Source organism: Roseicyclus sp. (assembly GCF_052168335.1).
Classification (GTDB): Bacteria; Pseudomonadota; Alphaproteobacteria; order Rhodobacterales; family Rhodobacteraceae; genus Roseibacterium.
This window is the reverse complement of record NZ_JBQLZP010000681.1, coordinates 1-7,444: the sequence shown is the minus strand read 5'-3', so window position 1 is coordinate 7,444 and position 7,444 is coordinate 1. Positions and strand designations below refer to the sequence as shown.

Annotated in this window: 7 protein-coding genes; 2 read left to right on the top strand and 5 right to left on the bottom strand. The window is 69.1% G+C overall.

Features of this window, described 5'->3' with window-relative positions; genetic code table 11:
- From ACTS11_RS20815 to murQ, 5 genes are all read right to left on the bottom strand, one after another.
- Positions 1 to 1,241, bottom strand: a 1,241-nt coding sequence (locus tag ACTS11_RS20815; protein WP_442642193.1) for an ATP-binding cassette domain-containing protein, incomplete at its 3' end; no start/stop codon positions are given.
- Positions 1,238 to 2,068 carry an ABC transporter permease gene (locus ACTS11_RS20810; RefSeq protein WP_442642192.1) on the bottom strand — a complete coding sequence of 277 codons (831 nt, stop codon included), beginning with the start codon at positions 2,066 to 2,068 and terminating at the stop codon, positions 1,238 to 1,240. The genes ACTS11_RS20815 and ACTS11_RS20810, both read right to left, overlap by 4 nt.
- Positions 2,065 to 3,027 carry an ABC transporter permease gene (locus ACTS11_RS20805; RefSeq protein ID WP_442642191.1) on the bottom strand — a complete coding sequence of 321 codons (963 nt, stop codon included), beginning with the start codon at positions 3,025 to 3,027 and terminating at the stop codon, positions 2,065 to 2,067. Before ACTS11_RS20805 ends, ACTS11_RS20810 begins: the two co-directional genes overlap by 4 nt.
- Positions 3,028 to 3,052: 25 nt before the next feature.
- Positions 3,053 to 4,561 (bottom strand): ABC transporter substrate-binding protein, encoded by a 1,509-nt coding sequence (locus tag ACTS11_RS20800; protein ID WP_442642190.1) that lies wholly within the window; start codon positions 4,559 to 4,561, stop codon positions 3,053 to 3,055.
- Positions 4,562 to 4,580: 19 nt separating this feature from the next.
- Positions 4,581 to 5,540, bottom strand: a complete 960-nt coding sequence (murQ, locus tag ACTS11_RS20795; RefSeq protein WP_442642189.1) for an N-acetylmuramic acid 6-phosphate etherase — start codon at positions 5,538 to 5,540, stop codon at positions 4,581 to 4,583.
- A gap of 107 nt (positions 5,541 to 5,647) precedes the next feature.
- Here murQ and ACTS11_RS20790 point away from each other — a divergent pair, with 107 nt between their 5' ends.
- Both ACTS11_RS20790 and ACTS11_RS20785 read left to right on the top strand, forming a co-directional pair.
- Positions 5,648 to 6,493 (top strand): MurR/RpiR family transcriptional regulator, encoded by an 846-nt coding sequence (locus ACTS11_RS20790; protein WP_442642188.1) that lies wholly within the window; start codon positions 5,648 to 5,650, stop codon positions 6,491 to 6,493.
- 8 nt (positions 6,494 to 6,501) lie between these two features.
- The coding region (locus tag ACTS11_RS20785) for an N-acetylglucosamine-6-phosphate deacetylase (RefSeq protein WP_442642187.1) at positions 6,502 to 7,444 on the top strand (943 nt) is incomplete at its 3' end.

The window sequence follows — 7,444 nt, the reverse complement described above, 5'->3', positions numbered from 1 at the left end:
GAGAATTCGTGCGGATAGCGCTCGAGCGCGTCCTGCGGCAGGTCCACCTTGCCCAGAAGCATCCGCATCCGCGCCTCGGCCTCCGCATCGACGCGCCTGCCCGCCGCGATCACCGGCTCGGACAGGAGCGTGCGGACCGTCATGCGCGGGTTGAGCGAGGCGTTGGGGTTCTGGAACACCATCTGCACCGCGTGCCCGCCCGCCCCCTCGACCCGGCCGGAGGTGGGCCTGACCAGATCGAGGATCGCGCGCGCCGTCGTGGACTTGCCCGACCCGCTCTCGCCCACGATGCCGAGCGTCTCGCCGGGAACGAGGTCGAAGGACACGCCGTCGACCGCGTGGACGTTGCCCTTCGCCCACCGGAGAAAGCCGCCGCCGACCGGGAAACGCACGCCGAGGTTCTCGACTGCGAGCGCGGGGGCTCGGCCGTCCCTGACCGCGTCCCGCCGCGCGGATTGCCCGCCCCGGAAATGCGGCACCGCGTTCAGAAGGTGGCGCGTGTAGTCGTGCTGCGGCCGGTCGAAGACATCGTCGGCCGCCCCGGTCTCGACTACGCGGCCGCCCTGTATCACGGCCACCCGGTCCGCGATGCCCGCGACGAGGCCGATATCGTGGGTGATGAAGATCAGGCCCATCTCCGTCTCGCGCTTCATCTCCGCCAGCAGCGCGAGGATCTGCGCCTGGATCGTCACGTCGAGCGCGGTGGTGGGCTCGTCCGCGATCAGGAGGCGCGGCTCGCCCGCCAGCGCCATGGCGATCATGATCCGCTGGAGCATTCCGCCCGACATCTGGTGCGGCGCCTGGTCGAGCCTGCGGGCGACATCCGGGATGCGCACCCGCTCGAGCGCGCGGATCGCGGCCTGCCGCACCGCCCGGCCGCTCAGCCCGTGGCGCTTGGCGAAGATCTCGCCCAGCTGGGTGCCGACCTTGAGGACCGGGTTCAGCGAGGTCATCGGCTCCTGGAAGATCATGCCGATCTCGCGCCCGCGCAGGCGCTCCATCTCGGCCTCCGTCGCCGTGGCGATGTCGGTCCTGCCGTCCAGCAGGATCGAGCCCCCGAGGATGCGCCCGCCGCCGTAGTCAACGAGGCGGTTGACCGACATGGCGGTGACGGACTTGCCCGACCCGCTCTCGCCCACGATGGCCAGCGTCTCGCCCGCCGCGAGGTCGAGGCTCACGCCCCTGACCACCTCGGCCTTGCCGAAGCCCACGCGCAGGTCGCGGATCGAGAGGAGCGTCACGTCAACGCCCTCCGCGACTTGGGGTCCGCGATGTCGCGGAGCGCGTCGCCCAGCAGGTTGAAGCCCAGGACCGCCAGCATGGTGACGGCGGCCGGGAAGATCAGCATCCAGGGCGCCATCTCCATCAGGTTGCGGCTGTCCGACAGCATCAGCCCGAGCGAGGCGTTGGGCGGCTGCGTGCCGAGGCCGAGGAAGCTCAGCGCCGCCTCCGTCAGCAGCGCCCAGGCGAGCGCCAGCGTGAACTGCACCGTCAGCGGTGCCACGAGGTTGCCCAGCAGGTGCCGCATGAGGATGTAGCTCCGCGAACTGCCGAAGGTGCGGGCGGCGTCCACGAAGCTGCGCGTCTTGAGCGACAGCGCGGGGCCGCGCGCGACGCGGGTGAAGATCGGTGTGTAGACGACGGCGATGGCGAGAACCGAGGTCATCAGCCCCGCCTCGAGGATAGCCACGATCAGGAGCGCCAGCAGGATCGCAGGGAAGGCCAGGAGCACGTCCATCGTCCGCATCGCGATCCCGTCCCAGAGCCCGCCGAACCACGCCGCCGTCAGGCCCAGGATCGTCCCGACGGTTGCCGCGATGCCGACGGAGAGGAAGGCCACCGTGAAGGACTGGCCGATGCCGACCATGAGGCGGCTGAGGAGGTCGCGCCCAAAGAGGTCGGTTCCCATGAGGTAGGCTCCGCCCGGCGGCTGGAGCCGCGCGAGGCGGTCCTGCGCCAGCGGATCGTGCGGCGTGAGCCCCAGAAGCCCGAGGATCGCCGCCAGCGTGAAGACGCCGATGATGACGAGGCCGATCCGCCCGGCCGAATGGCGCAGGAGGGCCCTCACGGCCGGTCTCCGTAGCGGATGCGCGGGTCGATCGCGGCATAGGCGAGATCGACGAGCAGGTTCACCAGCATGAAGTTCAACGCGATGAACAGGACGACGCCCTGCACGAGCGCGTAGTCGCGCTGAAGGATCGCGTCGAGCACCACTCGCCCGAGGCCCGGCAGCGCGAAGACCTGCTCGACGATGACCGCGCCGCCGAGGAGATAGCCGAACTCCACCCCGCTCAGCGTCAGCACCGGGATCATCGCGTTCGGCAGCGCGTGGCGCCAGATCACGTAGCGCTGCGAGAAGCCCTGCGAGCGCGCGGTGCGCACGTAGTCCTCGCTCAGGATGTCGAGCATCGCGGCCCGCGAGATGCGCGTGACGGCGGCCGCGAAGGCCGTGCCGAGCGCGAAGGCCGGCAGGATCATCTGCCCGAGATTGCCGAGCGGATCCTCCGTGAAGGGGATGTAGCGGCCCATCGCGGGCAGGACGCCGAAGCCGACCGAGAGGATGTAGATCGCGAGGAGCGCAACGACGAAGTTCGGCATGGACTGCCCGACCATGGCGAGGATGCGCACGATCAGGTCCGAGGGACGATCGGCCCGCGTCGCGGCGTAGACGCCCGCCGGAAGCCCGATGGCGAGCGCGATGACCATCGACATGAGCGCCAGTTGCAGCGTCAGCGGAAAGCGCTCGAGGATGATGTCGAGCACCGGCTGGCCGTAGGTGACGGAGAGCCCCAGATCGCCCTGCAGCAGCCCGCCGAGCCAGCGGAAATACTGGACCGCCCAGTTCTGGTCGAGACCGAAATAGGCGGCCAGCGCCTCGCGCTGCACGGGCGTCAGCATCCCGCCCTCGGTGCCCAGCATCGCCGTGATGGCGTCGCCGGGCACGAGGCGGATGGCGACGAAGACGAAGACGGACACGCCCAGCATGACCAGTGGGAAGACCGCGAGCCGTCCTAGAAGATACCGCATCGCTGCCTCCCCGCCGGGTCTTGCGTCAGTCGGACAGGGTCACGTCGACCAGCCCGAAGAGCGATCCCGTGGGACTCGGCTCGAAGCCGTCAACCGCCTCGGTCTGTGCCGTGTAGGTGTTGCCCGTGAAGAGCCAGACCCAGGGAGCCATCTCGGCGAGGTGGCTTTCGAACTCGGCGAAGATCTCGCGCCGCGTCGCTTCGTCCGTCTCGGTTCGGCCCTGCTGCATCAGCGCATCGAGCGTGTCGTCGATGTAGTTGGCCACGCGCTGGAGGTTGCCCGCCCGCGTCCAGTAGCGGTTGTACATCGTGTAGGGATCGACGCGGCCGCCGTTCAGCGCCACCGCCATGTCGAAGTCGCCGGCGAGCCAGCGGTCGATGTAGACGTTCATCTCCTGCATCTCGATCTCGAGCTCGATACCAACCTCGCCGAGCTGCGCCTGGACGAGCTGCGCGATGCCCGAGGCCGTCGGCGGCTCGCCGGTCGCGGCCATGATCTGCGCCGAGAAGCCGTCGGGATAGCCGGCTTCGGCCAGCAGTTCGCGGGCGCGGTCCTGGTCCTGCTCGTAGCAGAAGAGGCCCGCGGGATCGCTGCGGTAGGCGGGAGAGGTGAGCGGCCCCGTCACCTCGCCCTCACCGAGGAGTGCCGCGTCGAGGATGTCCTGCCGGTCGATGGCGCAGGAGATCGCTTGCCGCAGCGCCAGCGCGTCCATCGGCGTGCGCGAGGGGTTGAGCTGGAGCACGTAGTAGCTGAGCGTCGGCGCGGTGTTCAGCTCGAGGCCCGGCGTCTGGGGCACCAGCGTCGCCACAAGCGGGTCGTTGATAAGCGCAAAGTCCGCCTGTCCGGCGCGCAGCGCGGCCAGGATCGCCGTCTCGTCGGGAAGGACGCTGACCGCGATCTCGTCATAGGCCACGTCACTGCCGTGCCAGTCCTCGAAGGCCACGAGGCGCGCATTGGCGTTTGGCGTCCGCTCGGCCAGCGTAAAGGGGCCGGAGCCGACGATCTCGGTGCCGATGGTGCCCGCCTCGATGGCCGAGGCTGGGACGATGGCCGCGTTGACCGAGGCCATGCCGTTCAGGATCGGCGCGTCGGGACCATCGAGCTGGAAGATCACGGTATGGTCGTCCGGCGTCTCGATCCCGGTGATCGACGTGTAGTTGGCGCGCGCCACGGCGCTCGTCGCCTCGTCGAGGATGCGCTCGAAGGAGGCGCGCACGTCGGCCGAGGTTACGGGCGTCCCGTCGTGGAACATCGCGTCGGGGTCGAGCTGGAAGGTAAGCTGCGTGCCGTCCTCCGAGAAGGACCAGCTCTCCGCGACCGCGGGCTGCAGCTCGAGGTTCGCGTCAAGGCGCACGAGGGGCTCGTAGACCAGCTCGAGCAGGCGGATCGCCGCGAAACCCGGCTGGGTATGTGGGTCGAGGCCCGTCGCGTCCTGCGACCAGGCGACGTTCAGCGTCTGCGCCGCAGCGGGGGCGACCAGCGCTGTGGTCAAGCCGAGCGCGAGAGCGCCGGCGGTCGTCTTCATCACTGTCATTTGTGACATCTCCCTGTTGTCATTTGTCGCGCGGTGCGGCGGGGTTCATCCCCGCTCGTTCGATGGCCTTGCGCAGGAACCCGCGCTCGGCCTCGAGGTCTGCCCGTGCCGCGTCGGCGGCCTTGCCCGTGATCTGCATGAGGATGGCGAGCTTCACGCTGCCGCCGCTCTCCGCGAGGAGGCGCCGCGCCTCCTCCGACCCGCAGCCGGTGGCCTCGCGCAGGATGCCCTCGGCGCGGTCGGCGAGCTTGCGGTTCGAGATGGTGACGTCGACCATGAGGTTGCCCCAGGTCTTGCCGATCCGGATCATGCTCGCCGTGCTGAGCATGTTGAGCACCATCTTCTGCGCAGTGCCCGACTTCAGTCGCGTCGATCCGGTGACGACCTCCGGGCCCACGACCGGCGCGATGGCGATGTCAGCGATGGACGCGATGAGCGAACCCGGGTTGCACGACAGGGCGATGGTCCCTGCGCCGAGCGCCTTCGCGTGGCGAAGCGCGCCCACAACATAGGGCGTGCGCCCGCTCACCGCGATACCTACCACGACGTCGCGCGGGGTGACGGCGATGGTGTCGAGATCGGCTGCCCCCGTCGCCTCGTCGTCCTCCGCCGCCTCAACGGAGTTCCTCAGCGCACGGTCGCCTCCAGCGATGATTCCGACAACCATCCCGGGCGGGACGGAGAATGTGGGTGGGCATTCGGAGGCGTCGAGCACGCCGAGCCGCCCGCTCGTGCCCGCGCCGATGTAGATCAGCCGCCCGTCGGCCTCGAAAGCCGCTACGATGCGGTCGACGGCTGCGGCGATGGCGTCGGCCTCGGCGGCGACGGCTTCCGTCACGCCCTGGTCCTCGGTGTTCATGCAGGCCACGATCTCAGCCGAGGACATTAGGTCGATGTCCATCGAACTCGGATTGCGACGCTCGGACACAAGCGATCCGAGATCCGATGATCGGCGATCATGCAACCTGGTTTTTGGCACGGCAGCGACTCCCTCAGACTTGTTCTGAAAGTTGAATAGAAAATTCCAAGTTGTCAAATGCGATTGTGTTAGACTATTCCGAAAGTCGAACTCATGGGAGATGTCGCTTGTCGATCCTCACCGTCATTGAAGCACAGCGCGAGAACCTCACCGCAGGCGAACGGCAGATTGCGGACACTATTCTAAGCGATCCCAACTCGATTGGACGCCTTTCCTCGGGCGACCTCGCGCGGCTTGCCGGACGCAGCCAGTCAAGCGTTGTCAAGTTCTGCCAAAAGCTCGGCTACTCGGGCTACCAGGACCTCCGCCTCGAGATAACCCGCGCGGCCGCTACCCGGACGGCGTCGATTGGAACAGTCCACGGCACCATCGAGGCAGCGGACGATGCGACCACCACGGCCGTGAAGCTCTTGGCCAGCAAGACACACGCGATGCACGAGACGCTGGGCGTCAATCCGCCCGAGCGCCTCGACGCGGCCCGCGACATCCTGAGCCAGGCGGTGCGCATCCAGCTTTCGGGTGTCGGTGCCTCGTCGCTCGTGGCACGCGACTTCGCCTACAAGTTGCAGAAGCTGGGCATCCCCGCCAGCTTCGACGCCGACAGCCACATCCAGATGGCGAATGCCGCGACGCTCTCGCCGCGCGACGCGCTTGTTTCACTGTCGCAGTCCGGGGCGAGCCTCGAGACGCTGCGCATCGCTGAGACCGGTGCCCGGCGGGGTGCGGCGATCATCACGGTAACTGGTCTCCAGCCAAACCCGCTCGCCGCGCTTGCCACGACCGCGCTCCGCACCGTCACTGACGAGGAGCGCGTTCGTTCCTCAGCCATCACCTCGCGCGACGCGCAGCTCATGCTGACCGACCTCCTCTTTCTGCGCCTTGTGCAGGTGCGCGAGGACGCCGCCGACCTCATCCACGGCGCGGCCGAAGCCGTCGCGCCGCTCAAGCTGTGAGAGCGGCCATGACGCTCGAAGGAACCATCCTGACGCCTTCGGGTTGGGTTATCGGCCGCGTCCACTTCGATGGGCAGATCGAGGCCGTCGAGGGCAAGGCAACAGACCGGCCCGAGCCGCCCTACATCCTGCCGGGCTTCGTCGACGCCCATGTCCACGGCGGCGGCGGCGCCGACATGATGGAGGGGGCCGAGGCCATCCGCATCGCGGCGCGGCTCCATGCCCGGCACGGCACGACCTCCCTCTGCCCAACCTCCATGACGGCCCCCGTGGCCGGGATCGAGGCCTTCCTCGACGCGCTGGCGGAGGTCATGGCCGATCCGCCCCGCGACGGCGCGCGTATTCTCGGTGCGCATCTCGAGGGGCCGTTCCTGAACCCCGGCAAGCTCGGCGCGCAGCCGCCCTTCGCCATTCCGCCCGACGTGCGCCTCCTGCGCGACTGGGCGGCGCGCGCACCCGTCCGGGTCGTCACCTTCGCGCCCGAGCTCGCGGGAGCCGCCGACCTCCACGACGCGCTCGACGACCTCGGCATAAGGGGCCAGATCGGCCATTCGCTCTGCGACTACGCCACGGCGCGCGACGCGCTCGCGCGCGGCCCGGGCGTCACCCACCTCTTCAACGCGATGAGCGGCATTTCCCACCGGGGCAACGGCCTCTGCGGCGCGGCCTTCGCCCATGCCGAGAGCGCCGAGATCATCCCCGACCTGATCCACGTCGAGGCGGGCGCCATCCTCGCAGCGCGGCGCGCAATCCCGCGCCTCTATGCCGTGACCGACGCGACCGCGGGCGCCGGAATGCCCGACGGGCGTTACCGGCTCGGCGCGCAGGACGTCGTGAAGGCCGACGGCGCCATGCGCCTGGCCGACGGGACGCTTGCGGGCTCGGCGCTGACGATGGACCAGGCGCTGCGCAATCTCGTCGCCATCGGCCTGCCGCTGGACGAGGCGGCCC